This is a genomic window from Pseudobutyrivibrio xylanivorans (genome assembly GCF_010906925.1).
Taxonomy (GTDB): Bacteria; Bacillota; Clostridia; order Lachnospirales; family Lachnospiraceae; genus Pseudobutyrivibrio.
This window is the reverse complement of record NZ_VTVE01000005.1, coordinates 103848-125976: the sequence shown is the minus strand read 5'-3', so window position 1 is coordinate 125976 and position 22129 is coordinate 103848. Positions and strand designations below refer to the sequence as shown.

Genomic DNA, 22129 nt, shown 5'->3' with positions numbered 1-22129 from the left:
CTTTCTGTGGCTATCAATACTAGAATTAGCACTTTAGAACAAAAACCACACTACATATAGATAATTTAATTATAGAAAAAGCACTATACATAGTCAACAATTTCTCAGAAGTAATATAAGCCAAATTCCACCTGAAAGTCCTGAATATGAGCCAACTACGCTGGTCATATTTTCTGTTATATCAATATCAAAAATAAATAATACAAAAAACAGAATCCCAACCGCAAACAACAATGCCAGAGTACCAAATGAAACAATCAATTCCTTATCTAAGCCTCTCTTTTTCATATCATATAACCTCCGTGATTTATTAACTGTGTAAATAATAAACCAGGGAAGTGTCCCTAAATAATCCCATCAAAAAAGAGCGTACTGCAAAATGCAATACGCTCTTAAATCAACTAATGTTATTAAGCTTAAACTGCTAAGAAGAACTTAATAAGGAAAAGAAGTGAAATCACATATGTAAGTGCAGATACTTCCTTAGCCTTACCTGTAAATACCTTGATGATTGTGTAAGAAATCATAGCAAGACCGATACCATGTCCGATTGAACCAGAGATTGGCATAGCGATAAGCATGATTGTAACTGGTACACAAACTGAAAGATCATCAAAGTTAACCTTCTTAAGACCTGTCATCATAAGAACACCTACATAAATAAGTGCTGCTGATGTTGCTGCTGCAGGAATAATTGCTGCAATTGGAGCAAGGAAAATACAAGCTGCAAAAGCAATACCACAAGTAAGTGCTGTAAGACCTGTACGTCCACCTGCCTCTACACCTGATGCAGACTCGATAAATGTAGTAACTGTTGATGTACCTGTGCAAGAACCAACGATTGTACCAATTGAATCTGAAAGAAGTGCCTCTTTCATGTTAGGCATGTTACCCTCGCGGTCAACCATACCTGCACGTGAAGCTGTACCTACAAGTGTTCCGATTGTATCGAACATATCGATGATACAGAAAGTAATAACAAGTGTGATAGCTGTGAACCAACCCATCTGAGCAAGTCCAGCAAAATTAAACTTGAATAATGTAGTAGAAGCCATATCTCCAAATGCTGGAACAAATGAAGCTGTCTCAAGTGATGCAAATGGATTGTTACCAAGTACTGCAAAATCGCAAATCCAGTAAAGGATTGATGCAGCAAACATACCGAGAATAACTGCAGACTTAACACCCTTAGATGCAAGTACAACAATTACAAAAAGACCTACAAACATTGTGATAGCAGAAAGAACCATAATTGGATAAGCATCTGTCATTGTGTCCCTAGCATATCCAGCTGTAAGTGCTCCAAAGAAATCCTTCATAACGAAGAACTGATTGAAGTTGGAATCTGCAATGTATACATTTGAGCCAAAACCAATGTTAAGAAGCATAAGACCAATAGCTGGTGAAATACCAAGTCTGATGCCAAGTGGAATAGCCTCAACAATTTTCTCTCTGACATTGAGAAGTGAAAGGATTAAGAATACAACACCTTCGATAAGGATAATGCAAAGCATTGACTGGAATGACTCAACATATCCCATACCTGTCATAGCAACTAAGTTACCGATAACAATTGCCATGAATGAGTTAAGACCCATACCTGGAGCAAGACAGAATGGCTTATTTGCAAGAAATGCCATAACAAACATAGCAACTGCTGATGAAAGACATGTAGCAAGGAATATACCATTCCAAAGCTCATCTCCACCTGCACGGTAGCCTGTAAGGATGTTTGGATTCAATGCAATGATGTATGCCATTGTCATGAATGTTGTGAGTCCAGCGATAATCTCTGTTTTAACAGTAGTATTGTTTTCGCTGAGTTTGAATCTTTTTTCTAACATATTTTCCTCCCATCAAATAAGATTTGTTAGATTCTTGAGGTAATTTTACCTCTACATACGTCTCTATTTTAATCGGAAACACTTAGTTTTGTACAGTACTAATTTAAACTTGCTTTTATAAATGCAGCAAACAAAGGATGTGGCTTGTTAGGACGACTCTTAAACTCTGGATGGAACTGAACTCCTACATGGAATTTGTTTGAAGATACCTCTATAGCCTCAACCACCTCGTCATTAGGTGATGTACCAGAAATAGTAAGTCCCTTCTCTGTCATTACATCTCTATATGAATTGTTAAACTCAAATCTGTGTCTATGACGCTCTGAAATATTGTCTGAACCATAAGCTTCATAAAGCTTAGTACCCTTTCGAACTGCACATGGATATGCGCCAAGTCTCATGGTGCCACCCTTTCTAAGAACAGCCATCTGCTCTTCCATAAGGTCGATTACACAATTTGTGCCATTGTTATTGAACTCACGAGAATTGGCATCTTCAATACCACATACATTTCTTGCAAATTCAATTGCAGCAACCTGCATACCAAGGCAAATTCCAAGATATGGCACGTCCTTTTCTCTTGCATATCGACAAGCTTCAATTTTGCCTTCAACACCTCTATCTCCAAATCCGCCTGGAACAAGGATACCATCACAATCTCCAAGATACTCCTCAACATTATCTTTTGTGATTTCTTCTGAATCAACCCATTTAATATCAACATGGGCGCTATCTGCATAACCGCCATGATATAGAGCTTCTCTAACAGAAAGATAAGCATCATGAAGAGCAACATATTTACCTACAATTGCAATCTTAGTTGTCTTCTTAAGGCCCTTGATGTTCTCAACCATCTTCTCCCATTCTTCGATTTGAGGAGGATTATTCTCAAGACCAAGCTCACGACAAACCACATCATCAAGCCCATACTTGTGCATCATAAGAGGTGCCTCGTAAAGACAATCAAGTGTGTCATTTTCAATTACGCAATCCTTTTTAACATTGCAGAAAAGTGAAATCTTGTCCTTAATAGACTGCTCAAGTGGGTGGTCAACACGGCAAACAATAATATTGGGTGAAATACCAAGGGACTGAAGTTCCTTAACAGAATGCTGAGTTGGTTTAGATTTGTGTTCCTCAGAACCAGAAAGCCATGGAACAAGAGTCACATGGATAAAGAGGCAATTTTCTCTGCCCTGCTCTAAAGAAACCTGTCTGATTGCCTCTAAAAATGGCTGGGACTCAATATCACCTGTAGTTCCACCGATTTCAGTGATAAGTACATCACAGTCAGAAGTCTTGGCACCCATGTAAATGAAGCGTTTGATTTCCTCTGTAATATGAGGAATCACCTGAACTGTCTGGCCAAGATACTCTCCCTTTCTCTCTCGGTTAAGAACATTCCAATATACCTTTCCAGATGTAAGGTTCGAGTATTTATTAAGGCTCTCATCGATAAATCTCTCATAGTGACCTAAATCCAAATCTGTCTCTGCACCATCATCAGTAACAAAAACTTCGCCGTGCTGATAAGGACTCATTGTTCCAGGATCAACATTCATATATGGATCCAATTTCTGTGATGCTACCTTATATCCTCTCATTTTAAGTAAGCGTCCAAGTGAGGCTGCTGTAATACCCTTACCTAATCCTGATACTACACCACCTGTAACAAATACATGCTTTGTCATCTTAATCTCCTTCATATTCTCTTATTATTTCTTTTGCTACTTCAACCCTGGATAACCGGGAATCCATCGCTTGTTTTTCAATAATCTTATGTGCTTCTTCTTCGGAAACATCTCTGTTGATTATAAGAAGCAATTTTGCTCTGGAAATGATTTTCAAATCATTAAGCTTTTTCTCTAGCTTTGCACTCTCTTTATGCGCCATATTTATACGGCTTTGGGCAACACGAGCAAGCTTAAGCGCCTGCCAGAAAAGCTGCTTATTGATAGGCTTGGAAACGGTAATTACACCGAAATCTTCTACCTTTGATGCTATTTCCTCAGCATACTCTGCCTTGATAAATAAAATTACCTGGCAGATATTTTTCTCTGCTATATCAATGGAAAGCTCCTCTCCACTAGAACCACCAATAGGACCATTTATCAAACAAATATCAAAATCATAATCCGAAATGATGCGCTTAGCTTCTGGAGCATTCTCAGCAACAATCATATCTACAAATCCGTTTTCTTTTAGAAAGGATTTATAAAAAGAAGTGCCTTTTTCATTGTCGCAGACAATCAAAGCCCTTTCCATATTTAACTCCTTTAGGAAACTAATTAGTAGATTTGATTTTCTCTATATAATGAGTGGCAACAGCTGCAAAATCTGAGTTCTTAATGAACTGACTATTTTGAGCACACTCAATAGCCTCATCCAGTGATAGTGGCAACATCTCTAAATTTGATGAAATCTCATCTGTCATTTGACGAGAATTAACCTCAAGAGCTGGTGGAAGCTTTTCCTTATTATTAACACCTGCAAGACCTGCCTGAATAATAATCGCACTTGCCAAATATGGATTGATACAAGAGTCAGGTGAACGAAGGATAAAATGATCTCGCTTACCCTTAAACTCTGGAACTCTAAATAATCGAGAATTATTTTGCTCCGACCAGGTAATATATTTTGGAGCCTCGTTCATACCAAATCTGTCATAAGAATCCTTACGGCAGTTTAAGAACAAAGTAATGTCCCTCATTCTGTTAATAATTCCTGCCATGAAACCTTCTGAGAATTCCTTGTCCTCATTCTGAAGATTTACTCCACCTCGATAATTTGCCATTTTGATATGAAGTCCATTACCTGGAGCTCCTGGCAATGGAAGTGGATCAAAGGAAGCCCACACTCCATTTCGAGCTGCAATGTTTTCAACAACATTTTTATATGTAACAAGATTGTCTGCTGTAGTGAGCACATCGCCAGACATGAAATCAATCTCGTTTTGTCCTGGACCGCGCTCATGATGAGAAGACTGTGGGCTAATACCCATTTCTTCCAATGTAAGACAGATTTCTCTTCTGATATTCTCTCCCTTGTCATTTGGAGCCACATCAAAATATCCGCCATTATCAAATGGCTCGTTTGTAGGATTTCCATCCTCATCTGTCTTAAATAAGTAAAACTCTGACTTAAGACCCATTCTTGTAGAAATACCTAACTGGCCACATTTTAAAAGTGTCTCCTTCAGGAAATGGCGATAGTCATACTTGTATGGACTACCGTCTGAAAGTACAACATCACAGTAAAAACGAATAACTCGTCCAGACTGTGGTCGCCATGGCAAAACATGCATGGTATCTGGGTCAGGCTTAAGGAATAAATCCTCTCCCTGCTCATCGTCGTACCCTAAAATAAGAAAAGAGTCGAAATTAACACCTTCTTCAAAGGCGTGTTTCAACTCTTGTGGCATGATTGAAATATTCTTTTGTTTACCGTAGAGGTCACAAAATGCTAGACGTATGAATTTTACGTCATTCTCCTCTACAAAATCGATGATATCACTGACTGATAGCTGAGACATAAATTCCTCCTATAAAAACAAAAAAAAGGCGTTTTTTTTTACAAGAGTCACCTCTCGTAAAAAAAAGTACGCCTTTGTACTCAGAAAGTGTACAACAAGCGTACTTATTTGTAAAGAGAAAATTTAATTTTTATTCAACATCTTGCAAAGCTGCAAAATCCTCTTCGCCTGTACGGATCTTAACAACCTGCTCTACGTCGTATACAAAGATCTTACCATCGCCGATGTGACCTGTGTAAAGAACCTTCTTAGCTGTATCAATTACCTGCTGAACTGGTACCTTACATACGACTACGTCTACACGAATCTTAGGAAGAAGTGCTGGCTCTAAAGCTACACCTCTGTAGTACTCTGGTGCACCCTTCTGTACGCCACAACCCATTACGTGTGAAACAGTCATACCTGTAATACCAAGCTTTAACAACGCATTCTTAAGCTTCTCAAGGTTGCGCTCCTTGCAAAGGATTTCAACCTTTGTCATACGAGGCTTGCCAGCTGATGTAATCTGTGAAGGAGCGTACTCAACTTCAATAGCCTCATCAGGAGTAGCAAGGCCTGCTGCCTCAAGAGTCTCTGTAATAAGACTTGCTGTCTCCTCATCATAATCATCTGTATCGAAATCATCCTCAAGCATGTTAAATCCTGAATATGCTGATGGAAGACCATGCTCTGTTCTATCAAGACCTACGATTTCTTCCTCTGCTGATGCACGAAGACCGATTGTAGCCTTAATTACTGAAAATGCGATTGTGATAGTTACTGCTGCCCAAGCACCTACTGAAAGGATGCCAAGAAGCTGTATGCCTAATAATTTAAAACCGCCCCCATAGAAAAGACCTGCAAGCTCACTGTATGGAGCTGACTTTGTTGCAAAAAGACCAACTGCAATTGTTCCCCAAATACCGTTCATCATATGAACTGCTACTGCACCAACTGGATCATCAATATGAAGCTTATAATCAAGAAGCCATACACCAAATACTACAAGGAATCCTGAGACAATACCAATGATTGCTGCTCCAAGTGCATCTGTTACGTCGCATGGGGCTGTAATAGCTACAAGACCTGCAAGTGATGCATTAAGTGACATAGATACATCAGGCTTACCAAATTTAATCCATGTATATGCCATTGTTGTGCATGTAGCTACTGCTGGTGCAATTGTTGTTGTTACGAAAATTGAAGCCAACTGCTCAAGGGATGTTGCTGCTGCTCCGTTAAATCCATACCAGCCAAGCCAGAGGATAAATACGCCAAGGGCGCCAAGTGCAATGTTGTGACCAGGAAAAGCATTTACTTTAACAATTTTACCCTTGCTGTCGCGAGAGAACTTTCCAATACGAGGTCCAAGGATTTTAGCTCCGATAAGTGCACATATACCACCTACCATGTGGATTGCTGCACTACCTGCAAAATCATGAAAACCGAGCTGTGAAAGCCAGCCGCCACCCCAAATCCAGTGAGCCTCGATTGGGTAAATAACAAGAGAAATAACTCCTGAATAAATACAGTAGCTGATGAACTTTGTACGCTCTGCCATAGCACCAGAAACAATTGTAGCTGTTGTAGCACAGAATACTAAGTTAAATACAAAGTTGCTCCAGTCAAAGCTGGCATAGTTTGTAAAAATCTGAAGTGAAGGCTTTCCTATAAGACCAAAAAATGTGTCTTCACCAAACATAAGACCAAAGCCTAACAAAACAAACATTACTGTACCAATACAAAAATCCATAAGATTTTTCATAATAATATTGCCGGTGTTTTTGGCTCTGGTAAAACCAGCCTCCACCATAGCAAATCCTGCCTGCATCCAGAATACTAATGCAGCGCCAATTAGGAACCACACTCCAAATAGTATACTTGTGTACTCTTCCATAATATTTTCCTCCTAATTATTACTTTATTAAAAAAGCGCACATGTCTCAGGAATTTATCCTGAGTCATGTACGCCTTTGTACAAAATGTAAATTATTCCTGCTCACAAAGTGAGCATAAATGATTTGCCACGACACATCTCATTTGCCGAAGGCAAATCCTGGATGATGTGTCTTCCCGCTTACTGGGATATTTATATTTTACTTTACTGAATAAAGAATCTCTCCATATGTAGGATATGGCCAGATGTCACTTGGGATAACTGTCTCAAGCTCATCTACAACCTCGCGAAGCTCATTCATATCAGCAAAGATTACATCATGATGGAACTTAGCAAGCTCATATGTCTCTGAAAGCTCTTTTGCCTTTTCAATATCTGCCTCAAGCTTCTCAAGTCTTTCATCCATTTCGAATGCAAGCTTAGAAGCCTTTTCAAGATGCTTCTTTTCAACAGTTGAATCAACTGAAAGTCCTGTAGCCGCCTTAGCATTAAGTGTCTCAGCAAGTGTAAACTGATAATCACTAGCTGCAGCAACGATATCTTTCTTAACCATTGAATCAAATGTAAGTGCCTCGATATCGATTACCTTATAGTAATTCTCAAGAAGAATATCGTAACGGCTGTAAAGCTCATCCTTAGTAAATACATTATGCTTTGTAAATACATCAATAGACTTATCTGCGATGAATGCAGGAAGTGCATCTACTGTAGACTTAAGATTAGCAAGTCCTCTTCTTTCAGCTTCCTTAACCCACTCTTCTGAGTAACCATTTCCATTGAAGATGATTCTCTTATGAGCTGTAAGCTCTCTCTTTAAAAGTTCTCCAAGTGCCTTATCAAAATCAGCCTTGCCCTCAAGCTCATCTGCGAACTTATCAAGCTCTTCTGCAACAATTGTGTTAAGTACAATGTTTGGACCAGAAATTGAAGCAGTTGAACCAAGAGAACGGAACTCAAATTTATTTCCTGTAAATGCAAATGGCGATGTTCTATTTCTGTCTGTTGTATCCTTTGAAATGCTTGGAATTACCTCAGAACCAACTGACATCTTTTGTTTCTTAATGTCTTTGTAATCTGTTCCATCGATGATTGACTCTACAATAGCCTCAAGCTCATCTCCAAGGAACATAGAAATGATTGCTGGTGGTGCCTCGTTTGCGCCAAGTCTGTGATCATTTCCTGCAGAAGCAACAGATACTCGGAGTAACTCCTGATATTCGTCAACAGCCTTGATAACAGCTGTGAGGAATAATAAGAACTGAGCATTCTGGGAAGGAGTAGCGCCAGGTTCTAACAGGTTTACTCCAGTATCAGTTGATATAGACCAGTTGTTGTGTTTACCTGAGCCATTTACACCAGCGAATGGTTTCTCATGGAGGAGGCAAGTCATGCCATGTCTGCCTGCCACCACCTTCATCATCTCCATGGTGAGCTGGTTATGATCGGTTGCTATATTAGTGGTCGAGAAAACTGGTGCCAACTCGTGCTGTGCTGGAGCAACTTCATTGTGCTTAGTCTTAGCAAGTACTCCCAGCTTCCACAACTCCTCGTCTAACTCTTTCATATAAGCAGAAACTCTTGGCTTGATTGTTCCAAAATAGTGATCCTCAAGTTCCTGTCCCTTTGGAGGCTTTGCTCCAAAAAGTGTACGTCCACAGTAGATTAAATCTGGACGCTTGTTGTACATTTCCGAATCAATAAGGAAATATTCCTGCTCTGGTCCAACTGTAGTAATAACTCTCTTAACATCATCATGACCGAAAAGCTTAAGAACTCTAACAGCTGATTTATCAAGTGTCTCCATTGAACGAAGGAGTGGAGTCTTCTTATCAAGTGCCTCACCTGAGTATGAGCAAAATGCAGTTGGAATACAAAGTGTATCATCCTTGATGAATGCATAAGATGTTGGGTCCCATGCTGTATATCCTCTTGCCTCGAATGTAGCTCTAAGTCCACCAGAAGGGAATGAAGATGCATCAGGCTCGCCCTTAATAAGCTCCTTGCCTGAGAAAGTCATAATAACCTTTCCACCTTCCTCTGGCTGAATAAATGAATCATGCTTTTCAGCTGTAACACCTGTCATTGGCTGGAACCAATGTGTGAAATGTGTTGCACCAAGTTCGATTGCCCATTCTTTCATTGCATGAGCGATAACATTTGCAAGATCTCTGTCGAGAGGTCTGCCCTCCTCTACTGTATTCCTAAGGGCCTTGTAGGCATCCTTAGGAAGACGCTCCTTCATGGTTTCATCATTAAAAACCTTGCTTCCAAATATTTCTGTAACTTTACTCATAATATATCCTCCTTTTAGTCCGGTCGTTACGCTAACAATCCTACAATACTCTTCCCATCACTAATGTGATTGTCCAGAGTATGTAGAGATTGTTATCTACGACCTCATAAAAAACCATTTGATTGCTTTGCGGTTAGATTCCGCTTGCTCCGTAGTTGGAAAGGACGCGGGCTGATGGGTCATCCACGTTGCAGCCTTCCCAGTTTTTGTTTGGCATCCAGAAGTCTGCTATCATTTGGGCCTGTCCTTTATAATATTTTTCAAACAAATCTCTATAGAGAAGAGATTCCTTTGTAAATGGAGCTCTGAATTCGTATTTACGTTTTGCATTTTCCAAATCCTCATCAGAATAGAGGCTGTTTGCATATTCCTTCAGGTAGTAAACCATCGAATGACCTACCGCATCTGAAAAAGCTGCCTTTTCTCTAAATAGAATGTCATAAGGTAAATAGTCATCCCCTTCAAATGCATGTCTCAGTAAATACTTGCCCTTGTTGTATTTATTCATCTTTATTTCTGGATTTATACCCATTACATAATCTACAAAAGCTAAATCTCCAAATGGAACTCGTGCCTCCATAGAGTGAACTGAAATACATCTATCAGCTCTAAGCACGTCATACATATAAAGCTCTCTCAGTCGCTTTTCTGCTTCCTTTTGGAACTCCTCAGCATTTGGTGCAAAATCAGTGTATTTATATCCGAAAATCTCATCTGAAATCTCACCAGTAAGAAGAACTCTAATATCTGGGAATTCTTTTTTAATGCCTTTACAAATCAAGTACATTCCCATGCTAGCTCTTATAGTTGTAATATCATAAGTTCCAAGCGCTGCCACAACTTCTTCTAAGCTTTCAAGAACTATGTCCTTGTTGATGATTATTTCGTGATGCTCACTGCCGATGTAATCTGCAACTTCTTTTGCATATTTCAAATCGATGGCATCTTCGTTCATTCCTATGGCGAATGTCTTTATTGGCTTATCCATCATCTTCTGTGCTATTGCACATACAAGTGATGAATCAAGTCCACCTGAAAGAAGGAATCCAACTGGTGCATCAGCATCAAGTCTTTTCTCAACACCCTTAACAAGAAGCTCTTTTATCTTTGGTGCTGTTTCCTCTACGCCGTCCTTGCTGTAAGGCTTGCGCTTTGACAAATCTCTGTAGCAAATGAACTGACCTGCTTTGTAATAATGTCCTGGTGGAAATGGTTTTACTTCATCAGTTAGACCAACAAGATTCTTTGCCTCTGAAGCAAACATGATAGAGCCTTCACTGTCATAACCATAAAACAAAGGTCTGATTCCTATTGGATCTCTTGCTGCTAGCAAATCATCTGCATCCTTGTCGTAAATAACCATTGCATATTCTGCATCAAGCATATTAAACATTTCTGTTCCGTATTTACGATACATTGGTAAAATGATTTCGCAGTCGCTATCGCTGAAGAATTTATAGCCATCTGCTTTCAACTCTTCTCTCACCTTTTTGAATCCATACAACTCACCATTGCATATGGCATAATTGCCATCCAATTCAAAAGGCTGCATTCCAGCTTCAGTCAATCCCATAATTGACAATCTTTGAAATCCAAGAACCGAATCACTCACCTGAATGACCTTTTGCATATCCGGCCCTCTAGAAACTGTCTTAGAAAATGCCTCTTCAAATTCCTTCATGGAAATGTGGCATTTACTTAACGCCATTATTGAACACATACTTCTTTTTCCTTCCCAGTTTTTTTATAAAACAAAAAAGGCGTCGAAAACGATACTTTGTAGTATCATTTCCGACGCCTTTGTCGTTCCATTGATTAATATTTGTCTAGAATAATATTCCTTTGACAATTCCTTGTCAACTACTTTTTTAAAATTTTTAATTTCACGTTTTTTTGTTACGCTAACAATCCTACAATACTCTTCCCATCACTAATGTGATTGTCCAGAGTATGTAGAGATTGTTAGCTACAAAAAAATACTTATCAAAATAGCCACAAAATATTTACGCCAAATAAGCCACAATGGGGGTTTATAGATTGGTGTAACCCATTAAATATTCATCCACCTCGCGGGCGCAGTCGCGGCCCTGGCGAATAGCTTTTACAACAAGGGACTGACCTGTATGCATATCTCCTGCAGTAAATACCTTTTTCACGTTTGTAGCAAATGAATCCCCGCTTATGGATGCCACATTAGTACGAGCATCAAGACCTACCTTGAAAGCATCTGTGACATATTTCTGTGAGCCTAAAAATCCTGCTGCAATTAGACAAAGCTGGCATGGCACTTCCTTCTCTGTACCCTCTACTGGCACCATCATTCTACGTCCACTCTTCTTGTCTACCTTTGACTCAAGAGATACAAGTACAGCTGATTTTAAGTTGCCATTTTTATCTGTCTTAAATTCCTTGGCTGTAGTTGTGTATACACGTGGGTCGTGACCAAATTTGGCAATAGCCTCCTCCTGACCATAGTCTGTCTTGCAGACAAGTGGCCACTGAGGCCATGGATTAGTCTCAGCTCTTACATCTGGAGCCTTCGGCATCATCTCAAGCTGTGTTACAGACTTACAGCCGTGACGAATGGATGTACCAACACAGTCATTTCCTGTGTCACCACCACCAATGATAATTACATCCTTACCCTTGGCTGAAATATACTGGCCATCTACAAGCTGCATATCATTAGCCCAGAGGCATTTTGTTGTAGAGGTAAGGAAATCCACAGCAAAGTAAATATCCTTGGCTTCCTTTCTTCCTACAGCGTCAATATCACGAGGATTTGAAGAACCACAGCACAATACTACTGCATCATACTTCTTTACCAAATCAGCTGCCTTCACATCTGCTCCAACATCCGCATTTACGATAAAGCTAACGCCTTCCTCCTCCATGATTTTGATCTTACGGTCTATAATCTGCTTTTCAAGCTTCATGTTTGGAATGCCATAGCGAAGCAATCCGCCTACCTTGTCATTTCTCTCATAGACAGTAACCTGGTGTCCACGGCGGTTAAGCTGGTCAGCTACAGCAAGACCAGAAGGGCCAGAACCAATAACTGCAACAGTTTTTCCAGTTCTTACCTTTGGTGGCTTTGCATCTGCTAAACCATTTGCATAAGCATACTCAATAATTGCTTTTTCATTTTCCTTTGTGGATACTGCATCACCATTAAGACCACATGTACAAGCCTTCTCACAGAGAGCTGGACATACTCTACATGTGAATTCAGGGAAGTTGCTAGTCTTATGAAGACGCTTATAAGCCAAGTCATAATTTCCCTGATAAACAAGCTCATTCCACTCAGGAATAAGGTTGTTCAGCGGGCAACCTGATGTCATGCCCTTTATTGTCATACCTGACTGACAGAATGGTACGCCACAGTCCATGCAGCGGGCACCCTGTCTTTTTTGCTCCTCCTCACTGAGAGGAAGATGAAATTCATTAAAGTTTTTAATTCTCTCAAGAGGGCTGAATGCCTCAGCCTCTACACGGTCATATTCTAAAAATCCAGTTGCTTTTCCCATGACTATCTCCTTCCCATCAAAAGATTAAACGCTTCAATCTGTGCCTGCTCTGATGACAATCCCTTTTCCTCCATTTGGACAATGGTCTGCATCATTAACTTGTAATCAAATGGCACTATTCGCTTAAACTTAGGCAGATAATCACTGAAATTATCATAGATTTCCTTGCCCTTTACAGAGCCAGTTGCTGCCACGTGCTCTGCAATAATGCTCTTAAGCTCAAGAACATCATATTTGTCTGTAACAGTTTCAAGGCTAACCATAGACTTATTGAGTCTCTTGTACAAAGTGGCATCCTCATCAAGTACATAGGCGATACCACCTGACATACCTGCAGCAAAGTTCTTGCCGGTTGTACCAAGAACAACAACTCTACCACCTGTCATATACTCGCAACCATGGTCACCACAGCCTTCTACTACTGCTGTTGCTCCGGAATTACGAACTGCAAAACGCTCGCCTGCCACACCATTTATAAACGCCTTTCCTGATGTAGCTCCATAGAGAGCAACATTACCGATGATGATATTCTCATCCTGCTTGTATGTGGCATCCTTAGAAGGGTAAACTACAAGCTTTCCACCTGAAAGTCCCTTACCGAAGTAGTCGTTAGAATCACCCTCAAGCTTAAGTGTAAGTCCCTTAGGTACAAAAGCACCAAATGACTGACCACCTGCACCATGGCAATTTACAACATAGCTATCCTCCTCAAGAGTCTCACCATACTGACGGGTAAGCTGTGCACCTAAAAGTGTTCCAAGGGATCTGTCCACATTTGAAACCTGAACGTCAACCTCACCCTTAGCACCTGATGAAATAGCCTTTTTAAGCTCTTTTAAAAGAACCTTCTCATCTACTGTCTTCTCTAATTCAAAGTTGAATACATTTTTCTTGTTGTACTCAATCTTCTCATATGGATGTGGATTAGATACAACTGCAGACAAATCAACCTTGCCCATGCGCTTGCTTTCATCAACATCCTTAAGCTTCAGAAGGTCATATCTACCGCAAAGCTCATCTACAGTCTTGCAGCCAAGCTCTGCCATGTATTCTCTAAGCTCCTGAGCGATAAATCTCATAAAGTTAACTACATACTCTGGCTTACCAGCAAAACGCTTTCTAAGCTCTGGATTCTGAGTAGCTACGCCTACAGGACATGTATCAAGATTACATACACGCATCATTACACAGCCCATAGTTACAAGTGGAGCTGTAGCAAATCCAAATTCCTCTGCACCAAGTGCGCAGGCAATAGCCACGTCTCGTCCGCTCATAAGCTTACCGTCTGTTTCGATAACAACCTTATTTCTAAGTCCATTCATGGCAAGTGTCTGATGAGCCTCAGCAAGTCCTAACTCCCATGGAAGGCCTGCATTGTGAATAGATGACTTAGGAGCTGCACCAGTTCCTCCATCGTAGCCTGAAATAAGAATTACCTGAGCACCTGCTTTTGCAACACCAGAGGCAATAGTTCCAACACCTGCTTCTGATACAAGCTTTACAGAAATACGAGCATCCTTATTTGCATTTTTAAGGTCGTAAATAAGCTCTGCCAAATCCTCAATAGAGTAGATATCGTGATGAGGTGGTGGAGAAATAAGAGCTACACCTGGAGTTGAAAGTCTAGTCTTTGCAATCCATGGATATACCTTCTTTCCTGGAAGATGACCACCCTCACCTGGCTTTGCACCCTGAGCCATCTTAATCTGGATTTCCTTTGCGCTAACCAAATATCTGCTAGTAACACCAAATCGACCTGATGCTACCTGCTTGATTGCAGAACAACGATTAAGTCCGTCTGGGCCAACTGTATAGCGGCTTTCCTCCTCGCCACCTTCACCAGAGTTAGACTTACCCTGAAGAATATTCATGGCAATTGCCATAGTCTCATGAGCCTCTTTTGAGATAGAACCATAACTCATGGCACCTGTTTTAAATCTCTTTACAATTGAGTCAACAGACTCAACTTCATCAATACTTATGCCCTTCTTTGGATATTTAAAGTCGATTAATCCACGAAGATTTCTCACAGCATCCTCTTTATTCACAAGGGCTGTGTATTCCTTAAATGTATTGTAGTCACCTGTTCTAGTAGAAAGCTGAAGCAGGTGAATTGTAGCTGGATTGTATAGATGCTCCTCTGCACCTGAGCGCATCTTGTGCTGACCTCTAGAATCAAGTGTCTCATCCACAGATAATCCAAGTGGATCAAATGCCTTTGAATGCTGCATCTCCACATCAGCCTGAATATCCTCTATTGTGATTCCACCGATACGGCTGATTGTGCCAGTAAAATATTTATCAATAACATCTGAGCTAATACCGATAGCCTCAAAAATCTTGGCACCCTGATAAGACTGTACTGTTGAAATACCCATCTTAGATGCAATCTTGATGATACCAGAAATAACTGCCTCATTGTATGCATCAATAGCTGCGTGAACATCCTTTTTAAGCTGCCCCTTTTCAATGAGCTCGCCAATTGTCTCCTGAGCTAAATATGGATTGATAGCAGATGCACCATAGCCTAAAAGAGTTGCAAAGTGATGAACTTCACGTGGCTCACCTGACTCCAAAATCACTGAAAGGCTAGTTCTCTTTTTGGTCTGTACCAAATGGTGCTGAACTGCAGCAACAGCAAGAAGTGATGGAATTGCAACATGATTTTCATCTACACCTCTATCAGAAAGGATGATGATGTTGGCTCCCTCACGATTCACTCTATCTACCTCTACAAAAAGATGGTCGATAGCCTTCTCAAGAGAAGTGTTCTTGTAATATGTGATAGGTACTGTTTCTGCATGGATACCTGGAACATTCATTGACTTGATTTTCATCAAATCAGTTACTGTAAGGATAGGATTATTAATCTGTAACATATTACAGTTTTCTTCCTTTTCCTCTAATACATTTCCAGCTGTACCAAGATATATAGTTGTAGCTGTAACAATCTCCTCACGAATAGAGTCGATTGGTGGATTTGTTACCTGGGCAAAAAGCTGCTTAAAGTAGTTAAATAGTGGCTGGTGATTCTCTGAAAGAACAGCAAGAGGTACATCGATACCCATTGCGCCAGTATTTTCACCACCATTTAATGCCATTGGAAGGATTGAATCTTTGATTTCCTCATAAGAATATCCAAAGGCCTTTTGAAGTCTGTCTCTCTCCTCTGGAGAATATTTTGGAACAGACTCATTAGGAATCTTAATATCTGCCAAATGAGCAAGATTAGCATCAAGCCACTGACCGTAAGGCTGTCTAGCTGCATATGTAGCCTTTAACTCATTGTCATCAATAAGTCTACCCTCAACTGTATCAACAAGAAGCATCTTGCCTGGCTTTAATCTATCCTTTAATTTAATTCTGCTCTCAGGAATTGGAAGCACACCAACCTCTGAAGAAAGGATAAGATAGTCGTCATTTGTAATGTAATATCTAGATGGACGAAGTCCGTTTCTATCAAGGACTGCACCCATAATATCGCCGTCAGAGAAAAGAATAGATGCTGGTCCATCCCATGGCTCCATCATTGTTGAGTAGTACTGATAGAAGTCACGTCTAGCTTGATCCATTGCCTTATTTTTTACCCATGGTTCAGGAATAGTAATCATAACTGCAAGAGGAAGTGGCATGCCATTCATTACTAAGAACTCCAGGGCATTATCAAGCATGGCTGAATCGGAACCAGCCTGATTGCATACTGGTGTAATTTTTGACATCTCTGGCTCAAGAACCTGAGAAACCATTGTCTCCTCACGAGAGAGCATCTTATCAGCATTACCCTTAATTGTATTAATCTCACCGTTATGTACAATAAAGCGGTTTGGATGGGCTCTCTCCCATGATGGATTTGTATTAGTAGAAAAACGAGAATGTACTGTAGCAATAGCTGACTCGTAATCCTCATCATGTAAGTCTGCAAAGAAAAGTCTAAGCTGATTTACAAGGAACATTCCTTTATATACGATAGTTCTGCTTGAAAGAGAAGCTACATAGGTATCCTCTGCTGTTTGCTCAAATACACGACGAGCCACATAAAGCTTTCTATCGAAATCAAGTCCCTTACTACAATTTGCAGGTCTTTTAATAAAAGCCTGATATATTGTTGGCATGCAATCAACAGCCGCCTTACCTAAAATCTCTGGCTTTGTAGGAACCTGTCTCCAACCTAAGAACTGAAGATTCTCCTTTTCCACGATGATTTCAAACATCTTCATGGCCTGTTTTCTCTTCAACTCCTCACCAGGGAAGAAAAACATACCAACGCCGTAATCTCTCTCACCACCAATGGAAATTCCAATTTCCTTAGTTACCTTAGAAAAGAATTTATGGGAAATCTGAAGTAAAATACCTACTCCATCTCCAGTCTCACCAAGAGCATCTTTACCAGCTCTATGCTCAAGGTTCTCTACAATTTTCAGAGCATCAGAAACTGTCTGGTGAGTCTTGATTCCTTTGATGGAAACCACGGCTCCGATACCACAGTTGTCGTGCTCAAACTCGGGACTATACAATCCCATCTGTTGATTATCCATGTTTGCTACTCCTTCCACTTAAATGTATCTCTAAACGGCATATTTATATGCACGAAAAAAGGCGCCTAAAGAAACTCCCACTTCGGGAATTTCTTTAGACGCCTTTGTCTTGTGAAAAACTATACAACTATTTACATAATTATGCAAGCCCAATCTTAACAAATTTAATATTTTGTTTATTGTTATTTTCCTACAGTACATTTATAATACGTAAAGTTGGAAAAATGTATTTAATAAGGAAAGAATAATCACAATTATGAAAAACAATTTATTCAAACTCGGAATCGACATCGGATCAACAACTGTTAAAATAGCTGTTTTAGATGATGACAACAAAATTTTATTCTCAGATTATCAGAGACACTTTGCCAACATCCAGCAGACTCTTACAGACCTGTTGACACAGGCAAAATCAAAACTTGGCACAATAGATGTCAAGCCTATGATTACCGGTTCAGGTGGTCTTACACTTGCTAAGCATCTTGGAGTTGAGTTTGTTCAGGAAGTTATAGCAGTTTCCACATCACTTACTTTCTACGCACCACAGACAGATGTAGCTATTGAGCTAGGTGGTGAGGATGCAAAGATTATATATTTTGAAAATGGTAATGTAGAGCAGAGAATGAATGGTATCTGTGCAGGTGGTACAGGTTCATTTATCGATCAGATGGCCTCTTTGCTTCAGACAGATGCACCTGGTCTTAATACATATGCCAAGGACTACAAGGCTATTTATCCTATCGCTGCTCGTTGCGGTGTATTTGCCAAGACTGATATTCAGCCACTTATCAACGAGGGAGCTTCTAAGGAAGACCTTTCAGCTTCTATTTTCCAGGCTGTTGTTAACCAGACTATTTCTGGTCTTGCCTGTGGTAAGCCTATCAGAGGTCACGTAGCTTTCTTAGGTGGTCCACTTCATTTCCTTGACCAGCTTAGAGAGGCATTCATTCGCACTCTTAAGTTAGATGATGAGCACGCAATCTTGCTTGACAACTCTCATCTTTTCGCTGCAATCGGTTCTGCTCTTAATTCAAAAGAAGAATCAACAATGCCTATGGATCAGCTTATCGACAAGCTCTCTGAGGGTATTAAGATGGACTTTGAGGTTGCCAGACTTGAGCCACTTTTCGAGTCTGAGGAAGACTTCAGACAGTTCAAGGATAGACATGCTAAGGCTCAGGTAGAAAAGGGTGACTTAGCTAATTATCACGGTAATGTATATCTTGGAATCGACGCCGGTTCTACAACTACAAAACTTGCAGTTGTAGGTGACGATGGCAAGCTATTATATTCATTCTACTCTAGCAATAATGGTAGTCCACTTGCCACATCTCTTAAGGCACTCAAGGAAATCTACTCTATTATGCCAGAGGATACTCACATCGTTCACTCATGCTCAACAGGCTACGGCGAGGCACTTTTAAAGGCCGCCCTTCAGCTTGATGACGGTGAGGTAGAGACTATTGCCCACTACTATGCAGCTGCATTCTTCAATCCAGATGTTGACTGTATTCTTGATATCGGTGGTCAGGATATGAAGTGTATCCGCATCAAAAACGGAGTAGTTGACAGTGTACAGCTTAACGAAGCATGTTCTTCAGGTTGTGGTTCCTTCATCGAGACATTTGCAAAATCTCTTGATTTTAGTGTTCAGGATTTTGCAGAAGAAGCGCTTTTTGCACTTAATCCAATCGATCTTGGTACACGCTGTACTGTATTTATGAATTCAAAAGTTAAGCAGGCTCAAAAGGAAGGCGCATCAGTTGCTGATATCTCATCTGGTCTTGCTTACTCTGTTATTAAAAATGCATTATTTAAGGTAATCAAGCTTTCTGATGCTTCAGAGCTTGGTAAGAATATCGTTGTTCAGGGTGGTACATTCTACAATGATGCGGTACTTCGCTCCCTTGAAAAGGTAGCAGGTGTCGACGTAGTTCGTCCTGATATTGCAGGTATCATGGGTGCCTTCGGTTGTGCTCTTATTGCTAAGGAGCGCTACGAGGAGAATCCTACAACTACAACACTTGGAATCGATGAGATTAACAATCTTACATTTGATACTAAGCTCACTCGTTGCCAGGGATGTGTTAACCACTGTCTCCTTACAATTAACAGATTCTCAGGCGGACGTTCATTCATCACTGGAAACCGTTGTGAAAAGGGTGCAGGTGGAGTTAAAAACAAAGAGAATATTCCTAATCTTTACGATTACAAATACAATAGATTATTTGAGTACGAGCCACTTTCAGAAGAGGAATGCACTCGTGGTACTGTAGGTATCCCTAGAGTATTGAATCTCTATGAGAATTATCCTTATTGGGCTACATTCTTTAAGAAACTTGGATTCAGAGTTGTTCTCTCTCCTCGTTCTAACCGCAAGGTATATGAGCTTGGAATCGAGTCTATCCCATCTGAGTCAGAGTGTTACCCAGCTAAGATGGCTCACGGTCATGTACAGTGGCTTATTAATGAAGGGAATGTAGATTTCATTTTCTACCCATGTGTTCCATACGAGAGAAATGAATTTCCTGATTCAAACAACCACTACAACTGCCCTATCGTTACTTCATACGCTGAAAATATTAAAAACAATGTGGATGAGATTACATCAGGAAAGGTTCGTTTCCTTAATCCATTTATGGCATTTTCAAGTGAGGATATTCTTACAAATCAGCTTGTAAAGGTATTTGCTGATGAGTTTAATATCGGTGCTATTGAGGTTAGAAATGCTGCTCACGCCGCTTGGTTAGAGCAGGAGAATTTCAGAAATGATATGTATGCTAAGGGTCAGGAAGTTCTCAAATATCTGGAGGAGACTGGAAAGCACGGTATTGTACTTGCCGGTCGTCCATACCACGTAGACCCTGAGATCAATCATGGTATTCCTGAGCTTATAAATAGCTATGGTATTGCAGTTTTAACTGAGGATTCTATCTCAAATCTTGGAGAAGTAGAAAGACCTCTTATCGTAATGGATCAGTGGATGTTCCATTCACGTATGTATGCTGCTGCTAACTACGTTAAAAAGCATGACAACCTTGATTTAATCCAGCTCAATTCATTTGGTTGCGGACTTGATGCTGTTACAACTGATCAGGTTGCTGATATTCTTACAAACTCAGGCAAGATTTACACCTGCCTTAAAATCGACGAGGTTAACAACTTAGGTGCTGCTCGTATCCGTATCCGTTCTCTTCTTGCTGCACTTCGCGTCAAGAAAAAGAAAAAGGATACTCGCGAAATCGTACCTGCAAGCTATGACCGCGTTATATTTACAGAGGAGATGAAGGAGAAATACACAATTCTCTGTCCACAGATGTCTCCTATCCACTTTGATTTGATTGAGCCAGCATTTAACGCTGCCGGTTACAATCTAGTGGTACCAAATATTCCTACACGTACATGTGTAGACGAGGGACTTAAGTACGTTAACAACGATGCTTGCTATCCTTCACTTATGGTAATTGGTCAGCTTATGGCTGCTATTAATACAGGCAAGTTCGATATGAAGCACACTGCTCTTATGATTTCTCAGACAGGTGGTGGATGTCGTGCTTCCAACTACATTGGATTCATCCGTCGTGCACTTGCCAAGGCAGGATATCCAGATGTACCTGTTATCTCTCTCAACCTTAGCGGTTTAGAGAAGAACCCAGGATTTAAGCTTTCATTTAGCCTTTTACAGCATGGTTTCTATGCTCTAATCTTTGGAGATATCCTCCTTAGATGTGTATACAGAATCCGTCCATACGAGGCAGTTCCAGGCTCTACAAATGAGCTTCATGATAAGTGGAGAAAGAAAGTTACCGAATTTGTTTCTAATAAAAAGATGCTTTCTCATAGAAAGTTTAAGAAGCTTTGCCGTGAAATGATTAGAGATTTTGATAATCTTCCAATCATCGAGGGCCTTGTTAAGCCAAGAGTAGGTATTGTTGGAGAGATTCTTGTTAAGTTCCTTCCAGCTGCCAACAACAACTTAGCTGAGCTTCTTGAGCAGGAAGGTGCTGAGGCTGTTGTTCCAGATTTAACAGACTTCCTTCTTTACAGTTTCTACAACGCTAACTTCAAGGAAGAGAATCTTGGTTCAAGCAAGAAAACTAAGTTCTTGTGCAACATGGGAATCAAATTCTTTGAGTGGCTTAGAAGTGCTGCAAGAGACGAGTTCAACAAATCAAAGAGATTTACTGCTCCAGCTTACATTACCAATACTGCAGATGCCGCAAAGGAAATCGTATCTATTGGTAACCAGACTGGTGAGGGTTGGTTCCTTACAGGCGAGATGCTAGAGCTTATCGAAAATGGTGCTAGCAACATCGTATGTATCCAGCCATTTGGATGCTTACCTAACCACGTTGTTGGCAAGGGTGTAATCAAGCGTATCCGCCATGAGCATCCAGATGCTAATATCGTAGCAATCGACTATGATCCAGGTGCATCAGAGGTAAATCAGCTTAACCGTATCAAGCTTATGCTTTCTACAGCCAACAAAAATCTTAAAGAAGCATAGGCGATTATCAAATTC

Annotated in this window: 11 protein-coding genes; 1 reads left to right on the top strand and 10 read right to left on the bottom strand. The window is 40.3% G+C overall.

Annotation, left to right across the window (positions count from 1 at the left end):
- Nucleotides 1–93: 93 nt before the first annotated feature.
- The 10 genes from F0Q01_RS13140 to gltB all read right to left on the bottom strand — a co-directional run bounded on the left by F0Q01_RS13140 (nt 94) and on the right by gltB (nt 17607).
- Nucleotides 94–288 carry a hypothetical protein gene (locus tag F0Q01_RS13140; protein WP_090155019.1) on the bottom strand — a complete coding sequence of 65 codons (195 nt, stop codon included), beginning with the start codon at nt 286–288 and terminating at the stop codon, nt 94–96.
- Nucleotides 289–416: 128 nt separating this feature from the next.
- Nucleotides 417–1844: an NCS2 family permease gene (locus F0Q01_RS13135; RefSeq protein WP_090489266.1), complete on the bottom strand. Its 1428-nt coding sequence runs from the start codon at nt 1842–1844 to the stop codon at nt 417–419.
- A gap of 98 nt (nt 1845–1942) precedes the next feature.
- Nucleotides 1943–3535: a CTP synthase gene (locus tag F0Q01_RS13130; protein ID WP_090489264.1), complete on the bottom strand. Its 1593-nt coding sequence runs from the start codon at nt 3533–3535 to the stop codon at nt 1943–1945.
- 1 nt (nt 3536) lies between these two features.
- On the bottom strand, nt 3537–4109 hold the full coding sequence (locus F0Q01_RS13125) for an ANTAR domain-containing response regulator (RefSeq protein ID WP_090489262.1): 573 nt from the start codon (nt 4107–4109) through the stop codon (nt 3537–3539).
- A gap of 19 nt (nt 4110–4128) precedes the next feature.
- Nucleotides 4129–5376, bottom strand: coding sequence for a glutamine synthetase family protein (locus F0Q01_RS13120; RefSeq protein WP_090489260.1), 1248 nt, complete (start codon nt 5374–5376; stop codon nt 4129–4131).
- Between the two features lie 130 nt (nt 5377–5506).
- A complete protein-coding gene (locus F0Q01_RS13115; RefSeq protein ID WP_090489258.1) occupies nt 5507–7252 on the bottom strand; it encodes an ammonium transporter in 1746 nt (581 codons plus the stop codon).
- Between the two features lie 199 nt (nt 7253–7451).
- Nucleotides 7452–9545 (bottom strand): glutamine synthetase III, encoded by a 2094-nt coding sequence (locus tag F0Q01_RS13110; RefSeq protein ID WP_090489256.1) that lies wholly within the window; start codon nt 9543–9545, stop codon nt 7452–7454.
- A gap of 133 nt (nt 9546–9678) precedes the next feature.
- Nucleotides 9679–11265, bottom strand: a complete 1587-nt coding sequence (asnB, locus tag F0Q01_RS13105) for an asparagine synthase B (RefSeq protein WP_090489254.1) — start codon at nt 11263–11265, stop codon at nt 9679–9681.
- A gap of 310 nt (nt 11266–11575) precedes the next feature.
- Nucleotides 11576–13072 carry a glutamate synthase subunit beta gene (locus F0Q01_RS13100; protein WP_090489252.1) on the bottom strand — a complete coding sequence of 499 codons (1497 nt, stop codon included), beginning with the start codon at nt 13070–13072 and terminating at the stop codon, nt 11576–11578.
- Nucleotides 13073–13074: 2 nt separating this feature from the next.
- Nucleotides 13075–17607 (bottom strand): glutamate synthase large subunit, encoded by a 4533-nt coding sequence (gltB, locus tag F0Q01_RS13095; RefSeq protein WP_090489250.1) that lies wholly within the window; start codon nt 17605–17607, stop codon nt 13075–13077.
- Between the two features lie 256 nt (nt 17608–17863).
- On the opposite strand from gltB, the gene F0Q01_RS13090 reads away from it, so the two are divergent.
- Entirely contained in the window at nt 17864–22114 is a 4251-nt protein-coding gene (locus tag F0Q01_RS13090; protein WP_090489249.1) for a 2-hydroxyacyl-CoA dehydratase, read from the top strand.
- Nucleotides 22115–22129 lie beyond the last annotated feature (15 nt).